Origin of the sequence: Arthrobacter sp. YD2 (assembly GCF_030410475.1) — a bacterium.
GTDB lineage: Bacteria > Actinomycetota > Actinomycetes > Actinomycetales > Micrococcaceae > Arthrobacter_B > Arthrobacter_B zhangbolii.
The window spans coordinates 82,535-108,041 of the sequence record NZ_JAUHHB010000001.1 but is presented as its reverse complement, the minus strand read 5'-3'; the positions used below and the strand labels follow the sequence as shown (position 1 = coordinate 108,041).

26 protein-coding genes and 1 tRNA gene are annotated in these 25,507 nt (G+C 65.1%); 18 read left to right on the top strand and 9 right to left on the bottom strand.

The window, feature by feature from the left end; all coding sequences use genetic code 11:
• Positions 1–20: 20 nt before the first annotated feature.
• The 8 genes from lysS (at position 21) to dhaM (ending at position 8,308) form a co-directional block, all read left to right on the top strand.
• The gene (gene lysS / locus QWJ37_RS00580; RefSeq protein WP_290244811.1) at positions 21–1,475 is read left to right on the top strand and encodes a lysine--tRNA ligase; all 1,455 of its coding nucleotides are present in this window, start codon (positions 21–23) and stop codon (positions 1,473–1,475) included.
• Positions 1,476–1,749: 274 nt separating this feature from the next.
• Positions 1,750–2,076, top strand: coding sequence for an Lsr2 family protein (locus tag QWJ37_RS00570; RefSeq protein WP_227903210.1), 327 nt, complete (start codon positions 1,750–1,752; stop codon positions 2,074–2,076).
• 94 nt (positions 2,077–2,170) lie between these two features.
• Positions 2,171–4,678 carry an ATP-dependent Clp protease ATP-binding subunit gene (locus tag QWJ37_RS00565; RefSeq protein WP_290243307.1) on the top strand — a complete coding sequence of 836 codons (2,508 nt, stop codon included), beginning with the start codon at positions 2,171–2,173 and terminating at the stop codon, positions 4,676–4,678.
• Positions 4,679–4,836: 158 nt separating this feature from the next.
• On the top strand, positions 4,837–5,352 hold the full coding sequence (locus QWJ37_RS00560) for an amino-acid N-acetyltransferase (protein WP_227903212.1): 516 nt from the start codon (positions 4,837–4,839) through the stop codon (positions 5,350–5,352).
• 225 nt (positions 5,353–5,577) lie between these two features.
• Complete coding sequence (locus QWJ37_RS00555) at positions 5,578–5,754, top strand: CsbD family protein (RefSeq protein ID WP_227903213.1); 177 nt, start codon at positions 5,578–5,580, stop codon at positions 5,752–5,754.
• Between the two features lie 183 nt (positions 5,755–5,937).
• Entirely contained in the window at positions 5,938–6,939 is a 1,002-nt protein-coding gene (dhaK, locus tag QWJ37_RS00550) for a dihydroxyacetone kinase subunit DhaK (RefSeq protein ID WP_290243305.1), read from the top strand.
• Positions 6,940–6,941: 2 nt separating this feature from the next.
• The gene (gene dhaL, locus QWJ37_RS00545; protein WP_227903215.1) at positions 6,942–7,583 is read left to right on the top strand and encodes a dihydroxyacetone kinase subunit DhaL; all 642 of its coding nucleotides are present in this window, start codon (positions 6,942–6,944) and stop codon (positions 7,581–7,583) included.
• Positions 7,580–8,308: a dihydroxyacetone kinase phosphoryl donor subunit DhaM gene (gene dhaM / locus QWJ37_RS00540; RefSeq protein ID WP_290243303.1), complete on the top strand. Its 729-nt coding sequence runs from the start codon at positions 7,580–7,582 to the stop codon at positions 8,306–8,308. Before dhaL ends, dhaM begins: the two co-directional genes overlap by 4 nt.
• Here dhaM and QWJ37_RS00535 read toward each other — a convergent pair.
• On the bottom strand, positions 8,305–9,243 hold the full coding sequence (locus tag QWJ37_RS00535; RefSeq protein WP_290243301.1) for an A/G-specific adenine glycosylase: 939 nt from the start codon (positions 9,241–9,243) through the stop codon (positions 8,305–8,307). The genes dhaM and QWJ37_RS00535 overlap by 4 nt on opposite strands.
• Before the next feature lie 87 nt (positions 9,244–9,330).
• On the opposite strand from QWJ37_RS00535, the gene QWJ37_RS00530 reads away from it, so the two are divergent.
• The gene (locus QWJ37_RS00530) at positions 9,331–10,023 is read left to right on the top strand and encodes a hypothetical protein (RefSeq protein ID WP_227903218.1); all 693 of its coding nucleotides are present in this window, start codon (positions 9,331–9,333) and stop codon (positions 10,021–10,023) included.
• 5 nt (positions 10,024–10,028) lie between these two features.
• Here the strand turns inward: QWJ37_RS00530 and disA are convergent, their stop codons facing one another.
• The 3 genes from disA to QWJ37_RS00515 all read right to left on the bottom strand — a co-directional run bounded on the left by disA (position 10,029) and on the right by QWJ37_RS00515 (position 13,905).
• Positions 10,029–11,105, bottom strand: coding sequence for a DNA integrity scanning diadenylate cyclase DisA (disA, locus tag QWJ37_RS00525; protein WP_227903219.1), 1,077 nt, complete (start codon positions 11,103–11,105; stop codon positions 10,029–10,031).
• 168 nt (positions 11,106–11,273) lie between these two features.
• Positions 11,274–12,641 (bottom strand): DNA repair protein RadA, encoded by a 1,368-nt coding sequence (radA, locus tag QWJ37_RS00520; RefSeq protein WP_290243298.1) that lies wholly within the window; start codon positions 12,639–12,641, stop codon positions 11,274–11,276.
• Positions 12,642–12,774: 133 nt separating this feature from the next.
• Positions 12,775–13,905 (bottom strand): FUSC family protein, encoded by a 1,131-nt coding sequence (locus tag QWJ37_RS00515; RefSeq protein WP_227903221.1) that lies wholly within the window; start codon positions 13,903–13,905, stop codon positions 12,775–12,777.
• Between the two features lie 231 nt (positions 13,906–14,136).
• On the opposite strand from QWJ37_RS00515, the gene pstS reads away from it, so the two are divergent.
• The 4 genes from pstS to pstB all read left to right on the top strand — a co-directional run bounded on the left by pstS (position 14,137) and on the right by pstB (position 18,227).
• Positions 14,137–15,261: a phosphate ABC transporter substrate-binding protein PstS gene (gene pstS / locus QWJ37_RS00510; RefSeq protein WP_290243296.1), complete on the top strand. Its 1,125-nt coding sequence runs from the start codon at positions 14,137–14,139 to the stop codon at positions 15,259–15,261.
• A gap of 114 nt (positions 15,262–15,375) precedes the next feature.
• Positions 15,376–16,308, top strand: coding sequence for a phosphate ABC transporter permease subunit PstC (gene pstC, locus QWJ37_RS00505; RefSeq protein WP_290243294.1), 933 nt, complete (start codon positions 15,376–15,378; stop codon positions 16,306–16,308).
• Positions 16,308–17,417 carry a phosphate ABC transporter permease PstA gene (pstA, locus tag QWJ37_RS00500; protein ID WP_290243292.1) on the top strand — a complete coding sequence of 370 codons (1,110 nt, stop codon included), beginning with the start codon at positions 16,308–16,310 and terminating at the stop codon, positions 17,415–17,417. The genes pstC and pstA overlap by 1 nt, the downstream gene beginning before the upstream one ends.
• A 30-nt stretch (positions 17,418–17,447) precedes the next feature.
• The gene (gene pstB, locus QWJ37_RS00495) at positions 17,448–18,227 is read left to right on the top strand and encodes a phosphate ABC transporter ATP-binding protein PstB (RefSeq protein WP_227903225.1); all 780 of its coding nucleotides are present in this window, start codon (positions 17,448–17,450) and stop codon (positions 18,225–18,227) included.
• Between the two features lie 3 nt (positions 18,228–18,230).
• Here pstB and QWJ37_RS00490 read toward each other — a convergent pair whose 3' ends face one another.
• From QWJ37_RS00490 to QWJ37_RS00480, 3 genes are all read right to left on the bottom strand, one after another.
• Positions 18,231–19,241 (bottom strand): inorganic phosphate transporter, encoded by a 1,011-nt coding sequence (locus QWJ37_RS00490; RefSeq protein ID WP_290243290.1) that lies wholly within the window; start codon positions 19,239–19,241, stop codon positions 18,231–18,233.
• A gap of 1 nt (position 19,242) precedes the next feature.
• Entirely contained in the window at positions 19,243–19,860 is a 618-nt protein-coding gene (locus tag QWJ37_RS00485) for a nuclease PIN (RefSeq protein WP_290243288.1), read from the bottom strand.
• Between the two features lie 316 nt (positions 19,861–20,176).
• Positions 20,177–20,818, bottom strand: coding sequence for a hypothetical protein (locus QWJ37_RS00480; protein ID WP_290243286.1), 642 nt, complete (start codon positions 20,816–20,818; stop codon positions 20,177–20,179).
• Between the two features lie 202 nt (positions 20,819–21,020).
• Between QWJ37_RS00480 and QWJ37_RS00475 the strand changes: the two genes are divergently transcribed.
• Positions 21,021–21,093 (top strand) — tRNA-Lys (locus tag QWJ37_RS00475).
• A gap of 103 nt (positions 21,094–21,196) precedes the next feature.
• On the opposite strand, the gene QWJ37_RS00470 is transcribed toward QWJ37_RS00475, so the two are convergent.
• Together QWJ37_RS00470 and QWJ37_RS00465 are read right to left on the bottom strand one after the other, a co-directional pair.
• Positions 21,197–21,457, bottom strand: coding sequence for a CDGSH iron-sulfur domain-containing protein (locus QWJ37_RS00470; protein ID WP_290244810.1), 261 nt, complete (start codon positions 21,455–21,457; stop codon positions 21,197–21,199).
• A 95-nt stretch (positions 21,458–21,552) separates the two neighbouring features.
• Positions 21,553–22,653, bottom strand: a complete 1,101-nt coding sequence (locus tag QWJ37_RS00465; RefSeq protein WP_227903229.1) for an iron-containing redox enzyme family protein — start codon at positions 22,651–22,653, stop codon at positions 21,553–21,555.
• A 181-nt stretch (positions 22,654–22,834) separates the two neighbouring features.
• Between QWJ37_RS00465 and QWJ37_RS00460 the strand changes: the two genes are divergently transcribed.
• The 4 genes from QWJ37_RS00460 to QWJ37_RS00445 all read left to right on the top strand — a co-directional run bounded on the left by QWJ37_RS00460 (position 22,835) and on the right by QWJ37_RS00445 (position 25,449).
• Positions 22,835–23,416, top strand: coding sequence for a hypothetical protein (locus tag QWJ37_RS00460; RefSeq protein ID WP_227903230.1), 582 nt, complete (start codon positions 22,835–22,837; stop codon positions 23,414–23,416).
• Between the two features lie 108 nt (positions 23,417–23,524).
• Positions 23,525–23,824, top strand: coding sequence for a GNAT family N-acetyltransferase (locus tag QWJ37_RS00455; RefSeq protein ID WP_231710200.1), 300 nt, complete (start codon positions 23,525–23,527; stop codon positions 23,822–23,824).
• A gap of 159 nt (positions 23,825–23,983) precedes the next feature.
• Positions 23,984–24,715 carry a hypothetical protein gene (locus tag QWJ37_RS00450; RefSeq protein WP_227903232.1) on the top strand — a complete coding sequence of 244 codons (732 nt, stop codon included), beginning with the start codon at positions 23,984–23,986 and terminating at the stop codon, positions 24,713–24,715.
• Positions 24,712–25,449 carry a hypothetical protein gene (locus QWJ37_RS00445; protein ID WP_227903233.1) on the top strand — a complete coding sequence of 246 codons (738 nt, stop codon included), beginning with the start codon at positions 24,712–24,714 and terminating at the stop codon, positions 25,447–25,449. The genes QWJ37_RS00450 and QWJ37_RS00445 overlap by 4 nt, the downstream gene beginning before the upstream one ends.
• Positions 25,450–25,507: the final 58 nt, after the last annotated feature.

Sequence of the window (25,507 nt, the reverse complement as noted above, 5' to 3'; positions counted from 1 at the left end):
CCGCAGACACCTCCGAACAGATGCGCATCCGCGCCGAGAAGAGGTCGCGGCTGCTCGACCGCGGAGACGAGGCCTACCCGGTAGGCGTGGAGCGCACCGCCTCCCTGAAGGAAGTACGCGACAAGTTCGGCCACCTCGAGGCGGACCAGGCCAGCGGCGAAATTGTGGGCGTTACCGGACGCGTCGTTTTTATCCGCAACACCGGAAAGCTCTGCTTCGCCACCCTGCAGGAAGGCGATGGCACCCGGCTCCAGGCCATGCTCAGCCTCGGCGTCGTCGGCGAGGAATCCCTGGCGGACTGGAAGTCCCTCGTGGACCTGGGCGACATTGTCTTTATCCGCGGCGAAGTCATCTCTTCGCGCCGCGGCGAACTCTCCGTGATGGCACAGTCCTGGTCCATGGCCTCCAAGGCGCTGCGCCCGCTGCCGGTCCTGCACGCCGGACTGAATGAGGAAACCCGGGTGCGCCAGCGCTACGTGGACCTGATGGTGCGCGAGGAAGCCCGGGACATGGTCTACAAGCGTGCAGCAGTGATCCGCGGCGTCCGCGACACCCTGCACAGCCACGGCTACGTGGAGGTGGAAACACCCATGCTGCAGCTGGTCCACGGCGGTGCAGCCGCCCGGCCGTTCGAAACGCACCTGAATGCCTTCGACCAGAAAATGACCCTGCGCATTGCCACCGAGCTCTACCTTAAGCGCGCCGTCGTCGGCGGAATCGAGCGGGTCTTCGAGATCGGCCGGATCTTCCGCAACGAGGGTGTGGACTCCACCCATTCCCCCGAGTTCACCACGCTGGAATGCTACGAGGCCTACGCCGACCAGTACGTGATGGCGGAGCGGATGAAGGAAATCATCCTGCACTGCGCCGATCTGCTGGGCAGCCGGCAGATTGAAACAGCCGCCGGAACCATCGACCTGGACGGCGAGTGGCGGTGGCTGAGTGTCTACCCGGGCCTCTCCGAAGCCGTCGGCACCGAGATCACCCCGGATACCGACGCGGATACCCTGCGCGCCATTGCCGAACGGCACAACGTGAAGGTGGACCCGAAGTGGGATACGGAAAAGCTGGTGATCGAACTCTTCGGCGAAATTGTGGAGCCGACCCTGCTGCAGCCCACCTTTGTCTACGACTACCCGCCCTCCGCCCAGCCGCTCGCCCGGCCGAACCGGAATGACCCGCGGCTCATCGAAGCATGGGACCTGATTATCGGCGGCATGGAGCGCGGAACCGCGTTCTCCGAGCTGATTGACCCGGTGATCCAGCGCGAACGGCTCACTGCCCAGTCCCGTCTCGCGGCTGACGGCGACGACGAGGCCATGGCCCTCGATGAAGACTTCCTGCGGGCGCTGGAATACGGCGCACCCCCCATGGGCGGCATCGGTCTCGGAATAGACCGCCTTGTGATGCTTTTCACGAATGCAGGAATCAGGGAAACAATTTTGTTTCCGCTCCTAAAGCCGGAATTGGGTTAGACATGGAATATGTAGAAGTACTCTTGCCATCCGTATGTGTTGCGGCTCTCTTTTATTTCGTGATGAAGGCCCTGCTTAACTCGGATCGGTCGGAGCGCCAGGCCCTTGCCGAGGCCGAACGGGAAGCGGAACAGAGTGTACTCGAGAAAGATCGGGAAAAACCGGGAGAAGAACAAAATAAATAGCCGGGTACTTTGACGGGGCTTTACCAATTGCGTCATACTCTAAGTGGTCTCATAAAATCTTCCCGTTTATAGCTGCTTAGGAGCCTGTCATGGCGCAAAAGGTAAAAATTATTCTGGTTGACGACCTGGACGGCGGAAGTGCGGATGAGACCGTGCGGTTCGCCCTGGATGGGTCACAGTACGAGATTGATCTGTCAAAGGACAATGCGAAAAACCTGCGTGATGCCCTTAAGGCATACGTAGACGCCGGCCGGAAGGTTGGAGGCCGCACGGGCCGTCCGCGCAGCTCCGGCTCAAACCGCAGCAACGAAGCAGCGCAGATCCGTGAATGGGCCCGCAAGAACGGCTACACCGTCTCCGAACGGGGCCGCGTCAACAGCGAGATCATCGACGCCTACCGCGCCGCGCAAGGCTAGAACCGCCCGGGCTCTCACGCCGACGGCGAACAAGCCCCAAATGCACCCTTCAGGCACGTAGCATCGAATTACGCGTTAGCTAGGAGTGTGCCTCATGTTTGAAAGATTTACCGACCGTGCCCGTCGCGTTGTCGTGCTTGCCCAAGAAGAGGCCCGCATGCTCAACCACAACTACATCGGCACCGAGCACATTTTGCTTGGGCTCATTCATGAGGGTGAAGGTGTCGCAGCTAAGGCCCTTGAATCCCTGGGCATCTCGCTTGGTGCTGTCCGCGAGCAGGTGCAGGAGATCATCGGTCAGGGCCAGCAGGCCCCGACCGGTCATATCCCCTTCACCCCGCGGGCCAAGAAGGTGCTGGAGCTTTCACTCCGTGAAGCCCTGCAGCTCGGCCATAACTACATCGGCACCGAACACATTCTGCTCGGCCTGATCCGTGAAGGTGAAGGTGTGGCCGCACAGGTCCTGGTCAAGCTTGGTGCTGACCTGAACCGTGTGCGCCAGCAGGTCATCCAGCTGCTTTCGGGCTACCAGGGCAAGGAGCCCGTCTCCACCGGTGGCCAGCAGCAGGAAGGCCAGCCGGCCGGATCCGTGGTGCTGGACCAGTTTGGCCGCAACCTCACGCAGGCCGCGCGCGAAGCCAAGCTCGACCCCGTCATTGGGCGCGAGCATGAAATGGAACGCGTGATGCAGGTGCTGTCGCGGCGGACCAAGAACAACCCCGTCCTCATCGGCGAACCCGGCGTTGGCAAGACCGCAGTTGTCGAGGGCCTGGCACAGGCGATCGTCCGCGGCGACGTCCCGGAGACGCTGAAGGACAAGCAGCTTTACACCCTTGACCTCGGGTCCCTCGTTGCCGGTTCCCGGTACCGCGGCGACTTCGAGGAGCGGCTGAAGAAGGTCCTCAAGGAAATCCGCACCCGCGGCGACATCATCCTGTTCATCGACGAAATCCACACTCTCGTTGGTGCAGGTGCCGCCGAAGGCGCCATTGATGCTGCCTCGATCCTGAAGCCGATGCTGGCCCGGGGCGAGCTGCAGACCATCGGTGCCACCACGCTGGATGAGTACCGGAAGCACATCGAGAAGGACGCTGCCCTGGAACGCCGCTTCCAGCCGATCCAGGTTGCCGAGCCGTCGGTGGCGCACGCCATTGAGATCCTCAAGGGCCTGCGTGACCGCTACGAAGCACACCACCGGGTGTCCATCACTGATGCCGCACTGGCCTCCGCCGCAACCCTCGCGGAGCGCTACATCAGCGACCGGTTCCTCCCGGACAAGGCTATTGACCTGATCGACGAAGCCGGCGCACGCCTGCGGATCCGCCGGATGACGGCCCCGCCGGAGCTGAAGGAAATCGACGAGCGGATCTCCGCACTGAAGATGGAGAAGGAGTCGGCAATCGACTCCCAGGACTTCGAAGGTGCGGCCTCCCTGCGCGACAAGGAGCAGAAGCTCCAGGATCAGCGTGCGGAGAAGGAACGCCAGTGGAAGTCCGGCGGCCTGGATGACATTGCCGAGGTGGATGAGGAACTCATCGCCGAAGTGCTCGCCAACTCCACCGGCATCCCCGTGGTGAAGCTGAACGAGGAAGAATCCACCCGCCTGCTGCGGATGGAAGACGAACTGCACAAGCGCGTGATCGGCCAGGACCAGGCCATCAAGTCCATCTCGCAGGCCATGCGCCGTACGCGTGCCGGACTGAAGGACCCGAAGCGTCCGGGCGGCTCGTTCATCTTCGCCGGCCCCACCGGCGTCGGCAAGACCGAACTGGCCAAGGCCCTCGCCGAGTTCCTGTTCGGCGACGAGGATGCCCTGATCACCCTGGACATGTCCGAGTACGCCGAGAAGCATACGGTCTCGCGCCTGTTCGGTGCTCCCCCCGGATATGTGGGCTACGAAGAGGGCGGCCAGCTGACCGAAAAGGTCCGCCGGAAGCCGTTCTCCGTGGTGCTGTTCGACGAGGTGGAGAAGGCCCACTCGGACCTCTTCAACTCGCTCCTGCAAATCCTCGAAGACGGACGCCTGACGGATGCGCAGGGCCGGATGGTGGACTTCAAGAACACCATCATCATCATGACGACCAACCTTGGTACCAAGGACATCTCCAAGGGCGTTATGACCGGCTTCCAGTCCGGCACGGACACCAAGACCGGCTACGACCGGATGCGGGCCCGGGTCACGGAGGAGCTGCGCCAGCACTTCCGCCCCGAGTTCCTCAACCGTGTTGATGACACCGTGGTCTTCCCGCAGCTGACCCAGGAAGAGATTGTCCAGATTGTGGACCTGTTCCTGGACCGCCTGGGCAAGCGCCTGGCAGACAAGGGCATGAGCCTCGAGCTCACCCCGGCTGCCAAGGTGCTGCTGGCAACCCGCGGCTACGATCCCGCCATGGGTGCCCGGCCGCTGCGCCGGACCATCCAGCGCGAAATCGAGGACCAGCTCTCCGAAAAGATCCTCTTCGGAGAGATCAAGCCCGGCGAGCTCATCTCGGTGGATGTGGAAGGGGAGGGTGACGAAGCACAGTTCACCTTCCACGGCCACGGCGTGCCGAAGGCCATCGAAGAGGCCAATCCGGCCATTGAGGCCGGAGTCGGCGAGTAAGCGCAGGCATCCCGCATAAAAGAAGGAGCCCCGGATTTCCGGGGCTCCTTTTTGTCTGCCCGTCCGGACGCCGTGCTGCGGGTCCGGGCCCGCCGTCGGGCTTTCCCCGTGTTACGGACTCCCTGAGCCGGGCAGGCGGGAAGGCCTAGACTGGACCGATGATGTCCGCGTCCCAGATCACCGTCCGCCGTGCCCGAACCGCCGATGTCCATGACATCCGCCGGCTGGTGGCCCCGCTGGCGCGGGAGCGGGTCCTGATTGCCAAGGAAGCGGTGGCCTACTACGAGGGGCTGCAGGAATTCCGGATTGCTGAAGACGGTGACGGCGCCGTGATTGGCTGCGGTGCCCTGCACGTGATGTGGGAAGACCTGGCGGAGGTACGCACGCTGGCCACCGACCCGTCCTGGCGGGGCCGCGGAGTGGGGCATGCCCTGCTGGAAACCCTCCTGGGTGATGCGCTGGACATAGGCGTGGCCCGGGTTTTCTGCCTCACCTTTGAAGTGGATTTCTTCGAACGGCATGGCTTCAAGATCATGGAGAACCAGAATGCAGTGGATCCGGTGGTGTACTCGGAGCTGTTGCGTTCCCATGATGAAGGTGTTGCGGAGTTCCTGGACCTGGCCCGGGTGAAGCCGAATACGCTCGGCAATACCCGGATGATCCGCTGGCTCTAGGGCCTTTCAGCGGCTCCTCCGGACTCTTCGGCAAGTCCTCCCGCGGTCCGGCCCCGGCCACCCGGACGGCGCGCTCGTTCCGCCCCAGGTGGCGGGCCCCGTCGCGGCACGATAAGCTAAGGATACTTAGCATCAAACGATGCCGACGGAACGGCCGGGCGGATGTCCGGTAGGCAGCCCGGTGGGTTGCACGGTCCGGAAGCCGATCAGAAAGCGAGTTCAGTAATGGGCGCAGATGACAAGATGCAGAACAAGGCCGAAAACCTTGGTGGCAAGGTGAAGGAAGGCCTCGGCAAGGCCACCGGCAACGAGCAGATGGAAGCCGAAGGTCACGGCGACCAGGCGAAGTCCAGCGTCAAGGACGCCGGCGAAAACATCAAGGACGCTTTCAAGGGCAAGTAACCCTCAAAGAGTGTGACGCGCCGGATCGGCGCCGGAAAGCGGGAGGGGTCACCCTCCCGCTTTTTTGTTGCCCGGATACCGGGCCGTCGCTGGACTGCCTCCCCTGTTGCGCGGCGCACCGCGCAGGTAGTGTCGAGACGGGGGACACGGGATTGTTCTGTGCAACGAAGGAGTTCCAGCGCCATGAAAAAACTCATCAATAATCCCCGATCCGTGGTGGCGGAATCACTGCAGGGATTCGAAATTGCCCACCGCGACCTGGTGAAGGTGCATCTGGATCCGGATTACGTGATCCGCCGCGATGCCCCGGTGCAGGGGAAGGTGGCGCTGGTATCCGGCGGCGGCAGCGGACATGAGCCGCTGCACAGCGGGTATGTCGGCGCGGGCATGCTGACCGCAGCCGTTCCAGGCGCGGTTTTCACCTCGCCCACGCCGGACCAGATCCTTCCGGCGATTGTCGAAAGCGATTCAGGCTCCGGTGTCCTGCTCATCGTCAAGAACTACACGGGCGACATCCTCAACTTTGAGACGGCCGCCGAACTTGCCGGGGTTGAGGGCATCGATATCCGCACGGTGGTGGTCAACGACGACGTCGCCGTGGAGGACTCGACCTACACCGCCGGGCGCCGTGGCGTGGCGGGCACCGTGCTGGTGGAAAAGATCGCCGGAGGCGCCGCGGAACGCGGGGACGACTTGGCCAAGGTGACGGAGGTCGCCGAGCGGGTGAACGCGAATGTGCGGTCCATGGGCGTGGCTCTGGCCCCCTGCACCGTTCCCCATGCCGGTGAGCCGAGCTTTACCCTCGCCGACGATGAGATTGAAATGGGTGTTGGCATCCACGGCGAGCCCGGGCGGCACCGGGTTCCCATGACCAACGCGGACTCCATCACCGACCAGCTGATGGAACCGGTGCTCAGCGATCTGGGGATCACCTCCTCGGACAAGGTGCTGCTGTTCGTCAACGGCATGGGCGGGACCCCGCTGAGTGAGCTCTACATTGTCTACCGGCGTGCAGCCCAGATCCTGGCGGAACGTGGTGTGAGCGTGGAGCGGTCCCTGGTGGGGAACTACATCACCGCCTTGGAAATGGAAGGCGCGTCGGTCACTGTGCTGCGCCTTGACGATGAACTGGCACAACTGTGGGACTCGCCGGTGAAGACACCGGCGCTGCGGTGGGGGGAGTAGGCATGGAACTGGATGCAGCATGGGCTGACCGGTGGATGCACGACAGTGCCAGGGTCATCGCTGAAAACCGGCAGCGCCTGACCACATTGGACCGTGAAATCGGCGATGCCGACCACGGCGAGAACATGGAACGCGGCTTTAGCGCCATCGTGGAGAAACTGGACACGGACGGCACGCCGGACACGCCCGGGGCCGTGTTCAAAACTGCGGCAATGACCCTGATGTCCAAGGTGGGCGGCGCTGCGGGTCCCCTGTACGGGACCGCTTTCCTGCGTGCCGCAACGGCGGCGGGAGATTCCGGGGCCCTGGGACCCGCGGAGCTGGTTGCCGTGCTCACTGCCGCCCGTGACGGGATTGTGGCACGCGGCAAGGCGGAGGTGGGGGATAAAACCATGATTGACGCGTGGACTCCGGCTGTGGACGCCGCGGCCACCGCGCAGGCCGCCGACTCCACCCCTGCCGGGATCCTGATTGCCGCCGCCAACGCTGCCGAGGCCGGTCTGGCGGGAACGGAACCGCTGGTGGCCCGCAAGGGCAGGGCCAGCTATCTGGGTGAGCGGAGCGCCGGCCACCTGGACCCCGGAGCTGCCTCCACCGCGCTGATCCTGCAGTCGGCAGTCCGCGCAGCGGAGGCAGCAGCATGAGCGTGGGGCTGGTGATTGTCTCGCACAGCGCGAAACTCGCTGAGGGAGTTTGTGAGCTGGCGGCGCAAATGGCTGCCGACGTGCGGCTGGCTGCGGCCGGAGGGACCGACGACGGCGGCATCGGTACCAGTCTTGAGAAAATCCAGGCCGGAATAGCCGAAACGGATCAGGGCGACGGCGCGGTGCTCCTCACGGACCTCGGATCCGCGGTGATGACCGCGGAAATGGCCATGGAGTTCCTGGACCCGGAGCAGCAGGAGCGGGTGCGGATGGCTAATGCGCCCCTGGTGGAAGGTGCAGTGGCCGCTGCGGTCTCCGCACAGACGGGCAAAAGCCTGGCGGAGGTGCTCTCAGCTGCAGAATCCGCCGGTGCATCCTACGCCGGCGGAGGCGCCCCCACAGAGGACAGGAGCGCCGCCGCCGGCGGGGCCGACGCCGGGACTGCATCCGGTGCTGCGGCTGCGACGGAGGAAGTCTCGGGCGCCTGGACACTGGTAAATCCGATGGGCCTGCATGCACGTCCCGCCGCCGCCGTCGCCCAGCTCCTGGCGGATCTGGATGCGGAAATCACGGTAAACGGTGTGGACGGCAAGTCCGTGATGATGCTGATGACCCTGGGACTCAAGCCGGGTGAGACGCTCAGCGCCACCGCATCCGGGCCGGACGCTGCGCGTGCCATTGACCTGCTGGGGACCGAGGTCCGGAACGGCTTCGGCGAGATCTAGGGAAGCGAGACCCCGCGGGCGTCCTCGGCCGCCAGCCGGTCTGCGATCAGCCCTGCCAGGGCACGTTCCATCTGCTCCTGCGGAGCAGCCAGGCGGTGCAGGGCGGCCAGCGGGTCGAGTTCGCCGGCCGCGGGGGAGGGGACCAGATCTACCGGAGGGTGCAGCAGCAGGGCCCGCTGCACCGGGGCCTGAGCGTTCCGCAGCACAGCCATCATGGCGCCGCGCACCTGCCGGTCGGTGCCCGCCCACGCCTGGCCTTTGGGAACGTAGTGCGGGTCCGGCCTGCCCGCGGACACCCAGGCACACTGCTCCAGCACGGGGCACTGGCTGCACTTGGGGTTCCGGGCCGTGCAGATCAGGGCGCCCAGCTCCATCACGGCAGCATTCCAGGCCACCGATTCGGACACGCCGTCGGGCATCAGTTCACGCGCCAGGCGCATCTCCGCGGCGGTGAGGGCCGGTGAGGGAAGGGCATTGCCGGTGACTGCCCGGGCGTGGACCCTGCGGATGTTCGTGTCCACCACCGTTTCCCGCTGCCCGAAGGCAAAGGCTGCCACCGCCGCGGCGGTGTAGTCCCCGACGCCGGGCAGGCTGAGCAGGGCGGCGTGGGTGGAGGGGACCTCGCCGCCGAAGTCCTCCGTGATCGCTGCGGCGGCTGCATGCAGCCGGAGCGCACGGCGGGGATAACCCAGCCTTCCCCAGGCACGGACCGCCTCACCGCTCGATTCGGAGGCCAGTGCCGCCGGTGAAGGCCAGCGGTGCATCCATTCCTGCCAAACGGGCAGGACACGGACTACCGGGGTCTGCTGCAGCATGATTTCGCTGACCAGCACACCCCAGGCTGTACAGTCGGGTTCCCGCCAGGGCAACTTGCGCGCATGCACGTCGAACCAGCCGGTGATGCTGGTGTGCAGCTCCCGCACCTGTTGATTCATGGGCACTCCCTCGCTTATGACCAGCAATACTCTACTGACCGGCGTGGTGCGCCCAGTAATCGTACGGAGAATACCTAGCCTTGAAACATGGATGGCAAGGGAAGACAGCAGCCGGCAGGATCGCGTCCCGGTGGTGCTCCCCGCAGGCCCAGTCCGGCCGTCTACCGGCGCCGGCGGCTAGTTGCCGGCGTCCTGGCGCTCCTGATCCTGGTGGGACTTGGATTCGCCGTGGCAGCCGGAGTCCGGGCTTTCTCCGGCGGGAAACAGGCCGCTTCCGCGGAATCCACTGTCCCCGTACCCATGCTCACTACCCCGGCAGCAGCGCCGGCCGGTGAGGCTCCGGCGCCTGGCAAGGAACAAAAGACCGGCGCAGCCGCGGAGGAAACCCCCGGATCCCTGTGTCCGGCCGAAAGCGTCAGGGTTGCCGCGGCCACCGACGCGGAGGTGTACCCCGCCGGAGCCACGCCTGTCCTGACGCTGACGGTCACCAATGCGGGGGAAACGGCCTGCGAAATCAACGTCGGCACCTCGCAGATGGAGTTCCTGGTGACCAGCGGATCAGACCGCATCTTCTCATCGGTGGACTGCCAGGACGGTGCAAAGGACCTGGTGAAAAAGGTGGAGCCCGGCGCCTCCGAAACAGCGAACTTCCCGTGGAACCGGAACCGGTCCGCCCCGGGGTGCGCCGCAGTGGCCTCCAACCCCAATCCGGGCTACTACATCTTCACCGCCCGGCTGGGGGAGAGCAGCAGCGAAAAGGCCGTTTTCCAGCTCGAGTAGGCGGGCTACATAAACCGGTCGAGCAGGCTGGTTTCCGCGATCCGGGACAGTCCCTCACGCACGGTCCGGGCACGTTGTTCGCCGATGCCGTCAACGGTCATCAGGTCATCGATGTTCGCAGCCATCAGGTTCTGCAGACCGCCGAAGTGGTCCACCAGCCGGTTGGATACCGCCGGCGGAACGGATTTGATGTTGCTGAGCAGCCGGTAACCACGCGGCTGAACCACAGCCTCGAGGGAGTCCTGACCGGGCTGGAAGCCCACAACGGAGGCGATCTTGCCCAGGTCCACCATTTCAGAGGAGCTCATGTTCTGCAGCGTGGCGATCTGCTCCTCGAGGTTCCGCTGCCCGTCATTCAGGTCCGCGTAGTCCCGCAGGATCATTTCGCTGCCCGGGCCGAGCCCGGTGGTCAGTTCCTCAAGCTGCAGGGACAGCAGCCGGCCGTCGACGCCGAGTTCAAGGACGTACTGGGAGATTTCCTCCGAGATGCGGCGGACCATTTCCTGGCGCTGCAGGGTCACGGCAACATCGCGGACCGTCACCATGGCCTCGATTTCCAGGGCGGAGAGGGAGTTGGTGACCTGGTCCAGCCGGGCGCGGTAACGCTCAAGGGTGGCCAGTGCCTGGTTGGCGCGGGCCAGCACGGGTTCGGAACCCTCCAGCACGTGGCGCAGTCCGCCGATATACAGCTGGATGATCTGCATTGACTGGCTGACCGAAATCACCGGGAAGCCGGTCTGGATGGCGACGCGTTCGGCCGTCCGGTGGCGGGTGCCCGACTCATGGGTTTCGATGGTGTGGTCCGGGACCAGCTGCACGGCGGCGCGCAGGATGTTCCTGGCATCGCGGTCGCAGACAATGGCGCCGTCCATCTTCGCCAGCTCCCGAAGCCTGGTCGGGGAGAACTCAATGCCGATATCAAACCCGCCGGAACAGATGGAATCCACCGTCCGGTCGATACCAAGCACAATCAGGGCACCGGTGCGGCCGCGGAGGATGCGTTCGAGACCGTCGCGGAGTTCGGTTCCGGGAGCAACCCGGGCCAGAGTGGCCTTCAATGCGTCTTCCGGGCTGCGGGCCATGGTCACTTCCTTCCGGCCCGTGGGCCCTGAGCTTTCCGGGCAAGACTTGCCCGTCCCTATACTAGTGTGCGATTCCCGTACACTGCCCCCACGCCGGCCGCACCGGCACGTCCCTCCTGGCGGGGCGGGGCGTAAGAAGCAACCGCAGCAGCGCCGGAGGGGGCACGGTTAAAAGAGCAGCTCGAGCGCCTCTGCCAGGGTGGAGACCTCGCGGACCTTGAAACCGGACGGAATGTTCCCGGGCCCGCTGGGAGAGGCAGGCACCACTGCGTGCGTAAACCCGAGGCGTTCGGCCTCGTTGATGCGCCGCCCGATCCCCGGGACCGGGCGTACCTCGCCGGCCAGGCCCACCTCGCCGAAGGCAATCAGCTGTGCCGGAAGAGGTTTGTTCATTTTTGCCGAGGCTACGGCCAGCGCCACCGCCAGGTCCGTCGCCGGCTCACCCAGTTTTACGCCGCCCACCGTGGATACATAGCTGTCATCCTTGGCCAGGCTCATTGACGCCCGCTGTTGCAGGACAGCAAGCAGCATGGCCACCCGGGAGGAATCCACGCCGCTGGTGGCACGCCTTGCCTGGGCGTTGCCGGTTTCAGCGACCAGGGACTGCACCTCGGCGACCAGCGGACGCTTGCCCTCGAGCGTCACAGTGATGCAGGTGCCGGAAACCGGATCCTTGGTCCGGGAAACGAAGAGCCCGCTCGGGTCCGCGAGTCCTTCAATGCCGTCTTCGGTCAGGTCAAAACAGCCAACCTCATCCGTGGGTCCGTAACGGTTCTTGACCGCCCGCAGCAGGCGCAGCCGGGAATGCCGATCGCCGTCGAACTGGCAGACGACGTCCACCAGGTGCTCCAGCAGCCGGGGACCCGCAATGGAACCGTCCTTGGTCACATGCCCTACCAGCAGGGTGGTCATATTCCGCGTTTTGGCGGCATTGATCAGGGACGCGGCCACCTCCCGGACCTGGCTGACGCCGCCGGCACTGCCGTCCACTGCGGTACTGCTCAGCGTCTGGACCGAGTCCACAATCAACAGTCCCGGAGACACCTGCTCCACCTGGCCCAGTGCCTGTCCAAGGTCGGTTTCGGCACTTAGATACAGGTGCTCGGACACGGCACCGATGCGTTCAGCGCGCAGTTTCACCTGTGCCGTGGATTCCTCGCCGGTCACGTACAGGACATCACGGCCGGCACCAGCCACGCGTGCCGCAACGTCAAGGAGCAGGGTGGACTTACCCACGCCCGGCTCGCCGGCCAGCAGGATCACCGCCCCCGGGACCAGCCCGCCGCCGAGTACCCGGTCCAGCTCGCCCACACCGGTGGCCTGGTAGGCGGCCGTGGTGGCATCCACGTCACCGATCCGCAGGGCAGGCCGGGCAACCACCGTGGCGGCCGTAGTGCGGGCCAGGACCTCCCCGGCTTCCTCCACGGTTCCCCAGGCCTGGCACTCGCCGCAGCGGCCCACCCATTTAGCCGTGGTCCAGCCGCATTCCGAGCAGCGGTAATTGGCGGCCTTCGGCCGTGCAGTCTTTGTTGCCATATCTTCAGGCTATCCCGCGGCACCGACAGTCCCGCGGCGTACGAAGCCCCGCAGTTACGGAAATGGAGGACAGTACCGACGGGAATAGGAACCGGCTGCCGGACGCCCGTTCGAAGCTTCGGCCAGCTGGCGGCTAGATCTCCGAGAGGTACGTGACCGCCTCTTCATGGGTGAGTCCGGTGGATTCGAGCAGATCCACCACCAGGGGGCGGAAGAGCATGATCAGCGCATCACCCTGCAGGTCAGTGATGCCCAACGCCTTGGGATGCAACCGGCTGCCCACGGCGGCCAGTTCGTTGCGTGCCTGGCGCAGATGGCGCAGCCTGGCGTCATTGCCTTCCCCGCCGCCGAGCGCCCGGGCCAGGATGTCGACGGCGTCGGCCGTGTCATTGACGACCTCGGCGACGTTTTCGATCGCCTCGTCGTTGAGCGAGGCGTGGTTGATGACCGACGTCGTTCGGCGCGCGAAGACGCGGCTGTTGCGGACCGCCAGGTCCAGGAAGCCGATAGAGCCGCGCAGATCACCGAGCTCTGCCAGATACCGCCGGTAGGCAGGGGAAATGCGGGCAATTTCCCTGGCATCGCGGACGCTGCGGGCCAGGGTGTCCAACTGGGGCTGGGTATTGCGTGCCCGGACCAGTGCATGCCAGGCGACGGTGGAATCGCTCTTGGCGATCGCCTCGGAGCATTGGCGCAGGACCGCCGAGAGCTCGTGCAGCAGTTCCCGGATGTTGGATTTGGGCTCGCGCCGGGGATCCCGCGGGGCAAGCATGGTGACCACAAGGGCGAAGACGCCACCCACAATGGCATCCACGCTGCGGGTGAAAACGCCGCCGTCGGGGGCCGGCAGCAACACCACCAGCAGCGACTGCAGGGCCAGCTGCGTGGTGAAGATGACGCCGCGGTCCAGGAAGCGCGCGAGCATCACGGAGGTGAACAGCACCACGGCGGCCTGGATCAGCCCCACGCCGAGCAGCGTCAGCAGGATTTCACCGACGGTGATGCCCAGGGTGCAGCCGATTCCCACTTCCAGTACCCGGCGGGTGCGCGGTTCGCGTGAGAAACCGAGCGAGATCAGGGCCGCGGTGGCCGCGAACAGTGGACCTTCGTGGCCAAGTACATACTCGGCAAAGGCATAGGCGCCCACGGCGCAGACGGTCATCTGCAGGGCGGGAAAGACCGAATGCCGGCTTCGCTGCAGGCCCACCCGGACACGGTTCCGCAGGAAACCCCGGCTTTTGGCGAAGGAGCTGCGTTGGGGCATGGACCCAGTCTAGGGCGAGGTACCGGAACCTGTGGGCGCGGTTACTTCCGGCCGTAACCGGGATGACGGTGACCCTGATGTTCCACGGTTCCCCCGCCCCCGTTAACTTTCCGTTCACCTTGCTTAGCCACGCTTGGGAAGGAACGTGCAGCGACTTTCGCAACAGCGGAAGCGTCCGCGCGGCCAGCCTCCCGGCGCATCCGCGCCCCACCACCCTCGAAAGGGAAAAGCGTGTTGGTTCAGAATCTCGGCCGTACCACCTCTTTGCTGTCAGTATCCGCTGTTGCCGTGCTTGCCCTGGCAGCCTGCGGCACGGACAGTGCAGCGCCCGCCTCCACTCCCGCTGCGGCTTCGGAAAGCACCGTAGCGGGCACCCTCTCGGGCGCCGGCGCCAGTTCCCAGGACTCGGCCATGCAGGCCTGGATCGCCGGTTTCGGCGAAGCCAATCCGCAGGCTGCCGTTCAGTACTCCCCGGATGGCTCCGGTGCCGGACGCGAGGCGCTGCTGGCCGGCGGGGTGCAGTTTGCCGGTTCCGACGCCTACTTGGATGAGGAAGAAGCCGCAGCCGCGGAGGAAGTCTGCGGACCGGAGGGCGCCCTGCACATCCCCGCATATATCTCTCCGATTGCCGTGGCGTTCCAGCTGGAGGGCATCCGTGAACTGAATCTCGACGCCGACACCCTGGCAGCCATCTTCCGGGGTGACATCACGGTCTGGAATGATCCGGCCATCGCCTCGCAGAATGAGGGCGTCAGCCTGCCGGATACTCCCATCACCGCGGTGCACCGCGGTGACGAATCCGGAACCACCAAGAACTTCACCGAATACCTTGCTGCCGCCGCTCCGGAGATCTGGACGGAGAAGCCCTCCGGCGAATGGCCCGCCGGACTGCCAAACGGTGAAAACGCATCCGGCACGGGCGGCGTCATTTCAACCGTGACCGCTACGGAAGGCGGCATTACCTACGCGGATGCCTCCGCCGCCGGGAATCTGGGGACCGTCCGGGTAGAGGTGGGCGGGAACTACGTGCCCGTCAGCGCCGAAGCAGCGGCACTCGCCGTCGAATCCTCCACGCCGGTCACCGGCGGGAACCGTCCGGCTGCCGACATGGCCATGCAGCTGGACCGGGACACCGCAGAATCCGGGGCCTACCCGGTGGTCCTGGTGAGCTATCACATATTCTGCACCGGCTACGAGGACCAGGAGACGGTGGATCTTGTCCGTGCCTTCGGGGACTACGTTGTCAGTGAGGAAGGACAGGCGGCAGCAGCGGAGGCAACCGGAAGCGCGCCGCTCTCCGCGGCTCTGCGTGAACGCGCTGTCGAAGCCTTGGAGACCATCAGCGTCCGGTCCTAAACGCCGCATTTATCTCCGGTTCCCCCGTTCGCGGGCGGGGGAGCCGGTCCGCCCCGCCGGGCAAAGTACCTAAACTGATAGAAAAGCCCGCAACACCGTCGAAGGGTCTGAGCATTGTCGAGCAAGTCAATAACTGGTGAGGGCGGCGCCGGCCGTGCCGGAGACAAGATTTTCTCCGGCATCACGGTGGCAGCCGGGTGCCTGATCCTCTTTGTGCTCTTCTGCGTGGCCGTGTTCCTGATGTGGCAGGCGCTGCCGACCTTCCTGGCCGACCCGTCCGACATCTCCGGAGGCGGCGGCTTCGGCAAGTACATTCTGCCGCTGGTCATCGGCACCGTCATTGCCGCGGCCATAGCACTGCTGATCGCCACCCCGGTGGGGATCGGCGTCGCGCTGTTTATCTCCCATTACGCGCCCCGCCGCCTGGCGCAGGGGCTGGGCTACCTGGTGGACCTGCTCGCGGCCATCCCCTCGGTGGTCTACGGCGCCTGGGGTATGACAGTGCTGGCCCCCGCCCTGGTGGGACCGTACAACTGGCTCGCCGAGAACGCGGGCTGGATCCCGCTGTTCTCAGGGCCCGCAAGCCAGACAGGCAAGACCATGCTCACGGCAGGCATTGTGCTCTCCGTGATGGTCCTGCCCATCATTACGTCGCTGACCCGCGAGATCTTCCTGCAGACTCCCAAACTGCATGAAGAGGCAGCCCTGGCCATGGGCGCCACCCGCTGGGAAATGATCCGGATGGCCGTGTTCCCCTTCGCCCGCCCCGGCGTGATCAGCGCAGTGATGCTGGGCCTGGGCCGTGCCCTCGGTGAGACCATGGCAGTGGCACTGGTGCTTTCCTCCGGCGGCCTGATTACCAGCCTGATCCGCCCCGGCAACCAGACCATTGCCGCGGAGATTGCCCTGAACTTCCCTGAGGCGTTCGGGCTGCGTCTCTCCGAACTGATCGCCGCCGGACTCGTGCTGTTCCTGATCACCCTGGCAGTGAACGTCATTGCCCGCTGGATTATCAGCCGCCACAAAGAATTCTCGGGAGCCAACTGATGCTCGAATCACCCTCCGTACTGAACCGGCCCGGAGCAATGCTGACCAAGAACCGGCTGCCGCGCTACATGCCATGGGTCATCCTGGCCGTAGCGGTTGTCCTGGGCGCGGCAATCTCCGCCCTTATCGGTTTTTCCGTGGCTGCCTTCACCATTTTCACGGCGCTCATTTTCGTTATCGGCGGCACCGCCGTGACCTGGATGGTGGAGGGCCGCCGCCACGCCGTGGACCGGCTCGCCACGAACCTGGTCTACGGGGCATTCCTGCTGGCGCTGCTGCCGCTGGTCTCGGTCATCTTCACCGTCCTGGTCCGGGGCCTGCCCGGCCTTAACCCGGATTTCCTCCTCACGTCCATGGGCGGAATGACCGGCGCAGTGGACAACGCCACGGCCCAGGACGGTTCCCCGGTCCTGGGCGGTGTCTACCACGGCATTGTGGGCACCCTGCTGATCACCTTCTGGGCCACCGTGATTTCCGTACCGGTGGGATTGCTGGCCGCCGTGTACCTCGTGGAATACAGCCGCGGCGGTGCCCTCTCGCGGGCCATCACCTTCTTCGTTGACGTGATGACCGGCATCCCCTCGATCGTGGCCGGCCTGTTCGCCGCTGCCTTCTTCGGACTCGTGTTTGGCCCGGGCACCCGCACCGGCTTCGTGGCCGCCGTCGCCCTGTCGGTACTGATGATCCCGGTGGTGGTCCGCTCCACCGAGGAAATGCTGAAGATTGTTCCGAATGAACTGCGCGAGGCCTCCTATGCCCTGGGTGTGCGGAAATGGCGGACCATCCTGAAAGTGGTGGTGCCAACGGCCATTTCAGGCATTGCCTCCGGCGTAACCCTGGCCATTGCCCGCGTCATCGGCGAAACCGCCCCGCTGCTGGTGACGGCCGGTTTTGTGAACACCATCAACTTCAATGCCTTTGCCGGCTGGATGAGCACCCTGCCCACGTTCATCTACCGGCAGCTGATGAGCCCCACCTCGCCCACGAACACGGATCCCAGCACCCAGCGGGCATGGGCTGCGGCGCTGATCCTGATCCTGATGGTGATGCTGCTGAACCTGGCCGCACGCCTGATCGCCCGGATCTTCGCCCCCCGGACCTCCCGCTAAGCCCTGCCGCGACTTACCCCAAAGGAACACATGTCCAAGCGCATCGACGTCAAAGACCTGAATGTCTACTACGGCAACTTCCTTGCCGTCCAGGACGTCAATATCAACATTGAACCCCGCTCCGTCACCGCGTTCATCGGCCCGTCCGGCTGCGGCAAGTCCACCTTCCTGCGCACCCTGAACCGGATGCATGAGGTCCTGCCCGGCGCCCGGGTTGAAGGCGAAGTGCTGCTCGACGGCGAAAACCTGTACGGTCCGGGAGTGGATCCCGTGACCGTGCGCAGCCACGTCGGAATGGTTTTCCAGCGGCCCAACCCGTTCCCCACCATGTCCATCCGGGACAACGTGCTGGCAGGCGTGAAGCTGAACAACAAGCGCATTTCCAAGGCGGACGCTGATGATCTGGTGGAACGTTCCCTGACCGGCGCCAACCTGTGGAAAGAGGTCCGCGACCGGCTGGATAAGCCCGGGTCGGGGCTATCGGGTGGCCAGCAGCAGCGCCTGTGCATTGCACGCGCGATTGCCGTCTCACCCGAGGTCATCCTGATGGATGAGCCCTGCTCGGCACTGGACCCCATCTCCACCCTCGCCATCGAGGACCTCATCGAGGAGCTCAAGAGCGATTACACGGTGGTGATCGTGACGCACAATATGCAGCAGGCTGCGCGGGTTTCGGACAAGACGGCGTTCTTCAACATTGCGGGCACCGGCCAGCCCGGCCGGCTGATTGAGTACGCCGACACCCCGGTTATCTTCAGCAACCCGGCAGAGAAGGCCACCGAGGACTACGTCTCCGGCCGCTTCGGATAACCCCTACAGCAGGGGGCTCAGCGCCAGGAACAGAATCCCGCCCAGGACCGCGGTCACCGGTGCAGTGGTCAGCCAGGTGACCAGGATTTCCCGCAGCGGAATGAACCGCACGGTGGCGAACCGCTGGTTGGCTCCGGCGCCCACAATGGCGGAGGCCATGGTCTGGGTGCTGGACAGCGGGATATGCAGCCAGAAGGCGCCCAGGAACAGCATCGAGGAACTCACCGCCTGGGCGCTCATGCCGCGCAGCGGATCCATTCGCACCAGGCGGTGGCCCAGGGTGTGGGTAATCCGCCAGCCGCCGCAGAGTGTGCCGGCCGCCAACGCCAGGGCAGCGGAAACCTGGACCCATGTTGGTATGCCTGCATCGGTGGTTTCACCCGCCGCCAGCAGGGCGAGCACCACCACGGCCATGGTCCGCTGACCGTCCTGGATCCCGTGGCCCAGGGAGAAGACGGAGGTGAAGACGGACTGCGCAATCCGGTTCCCGGCGTCACCGCGGCGGGGCGAGCTGTACCGCATCAGCCACGTGGCGGGGAAAACCAGCAGGTAGGCCAGGGCGAAGGCGATCACCGGGGACAGCAGCAGAGGCAGCGCAAGCTGTTCCCAGATCACGCGGGAAGATCCGGCAATGTTCTGCCCGCCCACCAGGGTTGAGGCCGCCCCTGAGCCCACCACTCCGCCCACGAGCGCGTGGGTGGAGGAGGAAGGCATTCGCCGCCACCAGGTCCAGATACCCCAGCTGCAGGCGGCCGTAAGCCCCGCGATCAGGATGCCCAGCCCCTGCGGGCCCTCGGGCAGTTCCACAAAACGGACCGTCAGGGCCACGGCCAGGGCGGTACTGACCAGCGCCCCCAGGAAGTTGAAGGCGGACGCCAGGGCGATGGCCACCGTGGGGGTCAGGGCGCGGGTGCGCACTGACGTCGCCACGGAATTGGAGGCATCATGAAAGCCGTTGAGGAAGGCGTAGGCGCCGGCCAGCAGTACAACGGCGCACAGGAGGAAGAACGCCACCCTAGGATTCCCGCACGAGGACGCCGCCTACGAACGTGGCAGCACGGCGAAGCTGGGTGGCGGTGCCGGAAAGACGGTCGGCGAGGTCCCTGTGCCGGGCATAGGGCATGGGTTTATGCTCACGCATCAGTTCCGCCACCCAGATCCGGCGGGTGCGTTCGGCCCGCCGGGCAAGCCGCAGCATCTCGATCCAGTACTCTTCCAGGTCCTCGAGCGAAGCCAGCCTGCGCATGGCTGAGGCCGTCAGCTCAGCCTGCCGGCCGATCACTTCCAACTGTTCGGAGGCGCGGCCGGAAACCCCGGTGAGTTTATAGAGGGAGACCGTCTCGGCTGATGCGTCCAGGCATTCCATGGCCGACATCAGAATCAGGGAAAGCTCGTAGAGGTCTTCCCGGGGGAGGGGGTTGATGAAGCTGGTCCGCATCTGGGTGAGCAAAGCGAAGTGCAGGTCCGTGGTCTCAGCATCGATCTGGTGCAGCTGCTCGGTGAGGCGGCCGAAGTCTTCCGGATCAGCGCCCAGGATTTCGGCCATTACGCCCGTGCCGCGCAGCAGCTGGGAGGCCATGCGCGAAAGCAGCTCCAGGCCCGCGTTTTCCTGCGGGAAAAGTCGAAGTTTCACGCCGGACGCAATTCGTCCGCGGAAGGAGGATCCTGCACGAAGGTTCTCACTGCCTCAGAATATCCGATGGGAGGCCGTGGATCGGGCTAAAGGTGCGCCACAGCCGCGCTGATACCCGATGAGGAAATGTAACGGTGCCGGACCGGGAGCGCCTCTCGGCGGAAGGCCGCTCGAAGCGGCTCAGAGTTGAAGCCCGGGGGTTCCGCAGTCCGACACCAATTTCAGTTTTCTACGCCTGCCCGGCGATGTCAACACGGGCCCTGGTGCAGCCGCAGAGGTGTGACGAGCGCCATGGCAAGGGGCTCCTGCAGCCGGCTCAGTCCAGTTCGCCCCGCCGCCAGGCAGCGGCTGAGTGCTCCAGATCCTCTGCGGTGCGCACCAGCTGCCGGGCATTACGGGTGAGCATGGTGGCGCGGTTGCCGTTGGAGGCCTCGGAGGACTCGGCGTGGTTCGTCTGCCCCAGGGCAACCACCCGGCAGAAGGCAGCGAAACGCTCCAGTGCGACGTCGAATTCGCCTTCGAAGGCGCCGGAGAGGATGGTGTCTGCCATGGCCCGCACCTCGTCTGCGCCGAGAGGTTCGGCGACGCCGGCAACCACCTTGGATACCTGGGCAACGTCTTTGCCGGCGGAGTAGAACGCAGCCACCCGTTCCGGGTTCTGCTGGATGGCGGCCCGCAGGGCGTAGAGCCGCCAGAGCGCGCCGGGCAGCGAACGGGCCGGACTTTCGGCCCACATCTCGGCGACGGCTTCGACGCCCTGCTGGTCTGCGAGTTCAACCAATCGGCGGGTGACTTCCGGATCGGTGCTCTCGCGGCCGTGGTGGACCAGTGCCTGGGCGGCCAGATGGGCGGCCTCGGAGACGCGGGCCGGATCGGCTCCGCCGGGGAAGTTGGCGAAGTCCACGGGTGCAAGGGGCTTTGGCTTGTGATGGCGCGGCATTGAATTGGACTCACTCATAATTTGAGAATACTCCCGCCAATCCGCAGAATCGAGGCGTCTTCCGGTGCACCCGGCGGCCGGGCTGCGGGACTGTTTCCGACGTCCGCCGGGCCCGGGTCCGGCAACGGCAATCCATCCGGTGCCAGGTTTTCCGCGATCTGTGCCGTGTGCGATAAAGTGGGACAGTCGGTCCGCGGCATTCGCCTCCGGACCGGTGGGAGCGCCTATAGCTCAGTTGGTAGAGCAACGTCCTTTTAAGTCGTGGGTCGCAGGTTCGAGCCCTGCTGGGCGCACTCCCGATACGAAAAAGAACGGCCCGTGTAAACGGGCCGTTCTTTTTTATGCTCCCGTTTATAGGCTCTCGCGCGGCAACGGGGAGCCCGGGTACGTCCGGTCTCAGTCTTCCGCCGGTGCAGCTTCCCGGGCCGGTGCAGCGGCGTCCTCTGCAGCCTTCCGGGCCGGTTTGGGCACGGGCCGGCGGCGGGTGGTGTCGAACTTCATCAGTTTGTGCGTACCGTCGCAGTACGGCTTGATGGCTGACCCGCCGCAGCGGCACAGGGCCACGGTTTTGCGGTCCCGCGGCAGTGGAACGCCGTCGGGAGTGACAATTTCAAAGTCGCCCCGGACCAGCAGCGGTCCGTTCGGATAGGCAACTATGGACGCCGGGGCGGCAGGTCCCTTGGAAGCGGGGAGGTCCTGAGGTGCGGGAAGGTCCTGGTCCCCGCGGACCGGCTCCCGGGGTTCAGCAGCGGTCACGGGGTCACACCGCCGGCCATGGCCGCCGCGGCCAGCGCGGCGGAGGCGGCGGTGTCCGGAGCATTGTCCTGCGTGCCCTGCAGCGGCCGCAGCAGAGCTGATTCCCCGGCCTTCCACGCATTGAGCTGCTCCTCACCCAGCAGGGCATCGATGGCCAGGACGCTGGCGGCACCGAAGATGATGTCACCCAGCAGTTCGGGTTCCGCTTCGGCCAGTCCGCCCGCCAGGTCCCGGGCGGCTATCTGCTCGTGGACGGCGTCGGCCTCCACATGCTCGTCAAAGTAGTAGGTGACGTTGTCGTCGAATCCGTGCCGGCGGAAACCGCGGGCATAAAACGAGTTGGGAATCGAGGAAGTCATTTCAAACGCCGCGAGGTGTCCGGCGATGGCGCCGCGCAGCCGCCGGTTCAGGCCAAAGAGGGACATGGCATTGGAGGAAGCCAGCGTGAGCGCGGGCACCTCGTCAATGTAGTAGCCGTACCCGGCGTTGAGCCCAAGGCCCTCCATGGTGGTGGCGAAAAGCTTCGAATGCATCCGTTCGGGGCGGCCGCCGCCGTACTCGTCGGCCTGGATTTCAATTAGCGCGGCCTTTGCCCGGCCGGCCGGCAGGCGGGGGATGACCCAGCTGTGCGGGTCCGCTTCCTTGAGCTGGTAGATGGAGCGCAGGATCAGGAACTCCCTCAGCTGCTCCACGCTTGCCTTGCCGGCAACGTAGCGGGACACGTCGGGTCCGCTGTCCTCTGCGGCAAGGCTGAAGAGCGTAGCCGCCACGTCCTCGCTCCTGGGAGCCGGGAGCTCGGGAACCGGCACGATATCCCGCAGTACTGCTTCAAACGCGGCTTCCAGCCGGGACCGGATGGCGATCAGCTGCGGATCCCACTCAGCCGCATCCTCCACGCCCTCCAGTCCGCTGTAGTGCAGTTCGTACAGGCAGAAGAGGGTCAGCTGCAGGTCCTCGTCGCGCAGGAGGTCCGTGCCGGCGGCCAGTGACTCCTCAACGGCGGCAACCAGGGACGGATACCCCTCGTTCCGGGTGGTACTGGTGAGCAGGTCGAGCAGGGTGGCGCTGACGCGCCCTCGGGGGGCGGGAATCTTCATTGCTTTCCTTACGTCTCCGGCACTTTTGGCGCGGGTGGTGGTCCTTGGACATGGAAAAGAATCCAGCTGTCAGCATACTTGGTATCCCGGTTCCGGCGCTTCGGGACGGACGGGTCCGCCATTGACCTTTGCCTCCGGGTTAGGTGCAATGGAGGCAGGAAACGCAAGGAAAGGAGCCGACATGCCCGAGGCTGGCCCGACCCTCGTCCTGCCGCTGCTGCTGCTCGCCGGTGTGCTGGCAGCCGGCGCTGCCGGTCTGGACCGGGCGCTGCGCAAACGGGACGGTGAGAGCCTGTTCTGGACCGGCTTTATTGCCTTTCTTGGCGTTCTCCTGACTGCTGCCTGGGGTGTCAGCACCGGGCCCGGCGGCACCGCAGCCATCGGTATGCTGCTGGTGGCCGGCAGTACCGGGGCCGCCGCGTGGCTGGCCGGCCGGCACCGGGCACGCGTCCGCCGCCTGGAAAGGAAACAGCGGCAGGCCGCCCTGGCTGCGGTCTCCGGCCGGCACCGCGAGATCCTGACCCGCTGGAGCGCCTATGAACTCGATCCATGGCTCGCGGCCGAGCATCCGCAGCTGCAGGATGTCCGCTCGCCGGAAACCCGGGACTTCATCCGGGCGCTGAAGGAAGCTGAACGCCTGCGCCCGGAGGTTGCTGCCGGGGCGGATGCGGATGATTCCGCCGCCTATGCCGAAGCGGTTGACCGCCTGGAGGAGTCACTGAGCCGGGCCGAACAGGCCGCCCGCGGCGGAAGGGCAGCCTGAGGGCGCCCGTGCGTGTGCTGCCGGGGTAAACCCCGGGGTAAACCACGGCGCGGCAGGGCAGCCCTGTGCGGGGTGGACCGAGGCGTGATTGCATGGCAGTCTCGGCCTATGACATCCAAAGACATCAGTGTCTCGCGCAATGACGGGCTGGACCGGTACGAACTGCGGCTGGACGGGGAGCTTGTTGGTGTTGCCGACTATGAAAGGCAACCCGACGCCGTCGCCCTCACCCATACGGAAATGGAGCCCGCCTACCGGCACCAGGGGTACTCCTCGAAGCTGGCCAGATATGCCGTGGAGGACATTGTCAGCGAAGGGAAACGGGTAAAGCCGTACTGCTCCTACATGGCCACCTACCTCGGCAAGCACCCGGAGTACAGCCACCACGTATCCTGGCCGCAGGAGTGACAGGGGCTCCGCTGCCGCCGGCCTCCCGGTTCCACGGGCTGCCCCGTCCTTAAGTGGAGCTGGCTTCCCGCTCTGCATATGGGGGGAACGCAGAAGGGGAAGCCAGTTCGAACAGTATAATTCGATCTATCCGGGGAAATCCAATCGAGGGGGCGAAAAATGGCTGTGCCTGCCAAGTCTTTCCAGAGTTGGCGGGCGGCGATCGCACCGGGTGAATCCAACGCCGACCTCTGCCGCCGGACGGGGATTAAAAGGTCCACGCTGGCCCAGCAGATTGTCCGGGGGAAAGTCGCTGAGATCACGGTGGTCCGCGTGGCCAGGGCCTATGGGCGAAACCCGGTTGAAGCGCTCTCGGATTTTGAGGAGTACTCGGACCTTTTGAGCGGTCCGTGGCGGCCGACAACCGCTGAACTGGTCAGCCAGGTTTCCTATGTCTGCATTCTGAAGATGATCCTGGCCCGGGCTACCCAGGGTGGCGTGGAAAGCGCATCCGGCGGGGAAATCGCTGAGTTCGGTCACCGTAATGCCATCCGGTCCTGGTTTGAAGCGGTGGATCCGGGGGACCTGCGCCAGCAGCTCAGCGCAAAGACGGGGGTAGCTCCCCAGAACATCTCCGCACAGCTGTCGGCCGGGCGGCTGGCACCGGAACTGGCGGTGGAAGCCGCACGTCTGGCGGACGTCTCGCTTCCGGGCGGGCTGGTAGCCATCGGTTTAGTCACCCCGGGTGAAGCGGGCTGGCCCGAAGGCGGGCAGGAAAGTGCCCTTGCCTCGCTCAGCGACTCCGAGCTTGTCCTGCTTGCCCGGGATCGCTTGGATGCATTGGGGAAAGCGATGAGGAAACTCGAACACGACGATGAAAACGAACTAACGCTTCTGGAGCACTTGGGATGAGTCTCGCTACCACCGTCCACCTCTCGGCTCTCGCCGTTTCGGGCCTGATTACCCTGACCCGACTTCCGCAGGCCATCAAGGGCCGGAATCCGCTGCTTTTCTGGGCGCTGCTTATGCTGACGGTGGCAATTGCCCTGGCCAATTCCGCCATCTATCTTGCGGTGGACAATGTGCTGGGCGGCATCAACATTGCCAACCTCATAATCCGTTTCGCAATGTACGGATTCGTCCTTATTCTCGGACTCAAGGCTTCTGTGGCTTTCCGCTCCCCCCTCGCAGGAAAGTGCATTGGCGGGTCTATTGGCCTTGCCGTGCTGGGGGTCCTTGCCGTGCTGATGGTTGTGCTTTTCGTCCTCGCCGACATGCCTTCGTCCTCACCGGGCCTGCGGGACTACGCCCAGCAATTGCCGGTCATCCTTTACACAGCGCTGGGCCGCGCTTATCCCGCCTACGTGTCCGCCTGTTTGATAGGCCCGGCCTTTGCGACGGCGGCTCACCGGCGCCGTCCTGCCCTTATCCGCACAGCCTCCGCCCTGATCGCTCTGGGCCTGAGCGGTGCGGTTCTCTACGCGCTCCAGGACCACACACCGTGGGATGTGAGTCCGTGGGACCATTTGGTGCCTTATTCCGCACTGATTTCCTGCACCTTGGGGCTGGCGCTGCTCGGCGGCCGGCGGATGGCCTTGAATCGGGAGGAAAAGCAAACCCGCCTGACGCAAACCTATGTCAGATGACAATTAGGTAACCTTGTTCACATTTTCATGCGCATGTGCCAGAATAATGAATATGTAA

Coding starts and splice junctions, on each gene's coding strand:
- lysS (WP_290244811.1), top strand. CDS start 21: ATGCGCATCCGCGCCGAGAAGAGGTCGCGGCTGCTCGACCGCGGAGAC.
- QWJ37_RS00570 (WP_227903210.1), top strand. CDS start 1,750: ATGGCGCAAAAGGTAAAAATTATTCTGGTTGACGACCTGGACGGCGGA.
- QWJ37_RS00565 (WP_290243307.1), top strand. CDS start 2,171: ATGTTTGAAAGATTTACCGACCGTGCCCGTCGCGTTGTCGTGCTTGCC.
- QWJ37_RS00560 (WP_227903212.1), top strand. CDS start 4,837: ATGATGTCCGCGTCCCAGATCACCGTCCGCCGTGCCCGAACCGCCGAT.
- QWJ37_RS00555 (WP_227903213.1), top strand. CDS start 5,578: ATGGGCGCAGATGACAAGATGCAGAACAAGGCCGAAAACCTTGGTGGC.
- dhaK (WP_290243305.1), top strand. CDS start 5,938: ATGAAAAAACTCATCAATAATCCCCGATCCGTGGTGGCGGAATCACTG.
- dhaL (WP_227903215.1), top strand. CDS start 6,942: ATGGAACTGGATGCAGCATGGGCTGACCGGTGGATGCACGACAGTGCC.
- dhaM (WP_290243303.1), top strand. CDS start 7,580: ATGAGCGTGGGGCTGGTGATTGTCTCGCACAGCGCGAAACTCGCTGAG.
- QWJ37_RS00535 (WP_290243301.1), bottom strand. CDS start 9,243: ATGAATCAACAGGTGCGGGAGCTGCACACCAGCATCACCGGCTGGTTC.
- QWJ37_RS00530 (WP_227903218.1), top strand. CDS start 9,331: ATGGATGGCAAGGGAAGACAGCAGCCGGCAGGATCGCGTCCCGGTGGT.
- disA (WP_227903219.1), bottom strand. CDS start 11,105: ATGGCCCGCAGCCCGGAAGACGCATTGAAGGCCACTCTGGCCCGGGTT.
- radA (WP_290243298.1), bottom strand. CDS start 12,641: ATGGCAACAAAGACTGCACGGCCGAAGGCCGCCAATTACCGCTGCTCG.
- QWJ37_RS00515 (WP_227903221.1), bottom strand. CDS start 13,905: ATGCCCCAACGCAGCTCCTTCGCCAAAAGCCGGGGTTTCCTGCGGAAC.
- pstA (WP_290243292.1), top strand. CDS start 16,308: ATGCTCGAATCACCCTCCGTACTGAACCGGCCCGGAGCAATGCTGACC.
- pstB (WP_227903225.1), top strand. CDS start 17,448: ATGTCCAAGCGCATCGACGTCAAAGACCTGAATGTCTACTACGGCAAC.
- QWJ37_RS00480 (WP_290243286.1), bottom strand. CDS start 20,818: ATGAGTGAGTCCAATTCAATGCCGCGCCATCACAAGCCAAAGCCCCTT.
- QWJ37_RS00465 (WP_227903229.1), bottom strand. CDS start 22,653: ATGAAGATTCCCGCCCCCCGAGGGCGCGTCAGCGCCACCCTGCTCGAC.
- QWJ37_RS00460 (WP_227903230.1), top strand. CDS start 22,835: ATGCCCGAGGCTGGCCCGACCCTCGTCCTGCCGCTGCTGCTGCTCGCC.
- QWJ37_RS00455 (WP_231710200.1), top strand. CDS start 23,525: ATGACATCCAAAGACATCAGTGTCTCGCGCAATGACGGGCTGGACCGG.
- QWJ37_RS00450 (WP_227903232.1), top strand. CDS start 23,984: ATGGCTGTGCCTGCCAAGTCTTTCCAGAGTTGGCGGGCGGCGATCGCA.
- QWJ37_RS00445 (WP_227903233.1), top strand. CDS start 24,712: ATGAGTCTCGCTACCACCGTCCACCTCTCGGCTCTCGCCGTTTCGGGC.